Raw genomic sequence first — 1031 nt, forward strand, 5'->3', positions numbered from 1 at the left:
CCCCCCCCTATCATTCCGCAGTTGTTTTGCATACGGGGGTTTGCACGCACAAGGCTCGTTTTGCACGCCATAGCCGCAGGCATGGGCGCGTCACGCTAAAGGGATGTGCGCCTTAGCATCTCTTAGTGTTTCGACACGTTTTAGCGCTTTGCTGCGCCATAGTATTTCGGCGCATCCTTCCGCGCGAGTTGCGAAAACACCCATAAAACGGATGAGAGGCTGTGCGAGCCGCTCGAGGCGGGCGGCTCGCTTGATTTGCATAATTTATAAAGAGGTAAAATATGCGTATCTTAGGTAACATTATTTGGTTTTTTATGGCTGGTTGGATCTTGGCTATCTTGACCTATTTGTCGGGTTTGATCCTTACCATTTTAGTCGTGACCGCTCCCGTGGGGCTAGGTCTTATGGAATACGGCAAATTCTTATTTTTACCCTTTACACACGATATGGTGCGTAAAAAGAAAGGATCGGTAAGCGACGCGGTGCATATGACATACCAGACTTACGCGAATATCGTTAAGGTCATTTATATCATAGTTTTTGGTATTTGGCTTTTTATTGGTGGAATTTTTACGGTTATAGGTCAGTTCATTACCATCATCGGAATTCCGTGCGCTATCGTGCTTGCCAAGTCATTAGGCACTATCTTTAATCCCGTAGATAAGGTCTGCATCAGCCACGATTTAGCCGAGGAACTAAGACGTAGAGTGGCTGCAGCTAAAGCGGACGAGATAAGCGGAGTGCAGCAAAGCGCAGCCGCAGAGTCGCTACAAAACTGCGAATACGACGTAACGCCTCAGAAGCTATCCGTAGTGCCTATCATAGGCATCGTAGTAGTTGTTTTGCTCGTAGTATTGATTGGGCTACCGAGATTATCGGCTACTAGAGATGATGCGGAGATTTCTAAGCTGATGGTAAATTTAAGTACTGTTGAAACCGATATAAACGCTTACTATACAATCGAGGGTAAATTTGGAGATTTTTCGGTTATGACGAACGTTCCCTTAGAGCCTAACGGAGCGAATTCCGCA

At 46.4% G+C, this 1031-nt stretch carries 1 protein-coding gene; it reads left to right on the plus strand.

Annotated elements, in window-relative coordinates; translation table 11 throughout:
* Nucleotides 1-281: 281 nt before the first annotated feature.
* Nucleotides 282-1031: YccF domain-containing protein (locus Q0605_RS10365; RefSeq protein ID WP_298706804.1), on the plus strand; the 750-nt coding region annotated here is incomplete at its 3' end.

This window comes from uncultured Campylobacter sp. (genome assembly GCF_938017705.1).
In the GTDB taxonomy this organism is placed as follows: Bacteria; Campylobacterota; Campylobacteria; order Campylobacterales; family Campylobacteraceae; genus Campylobacter_B.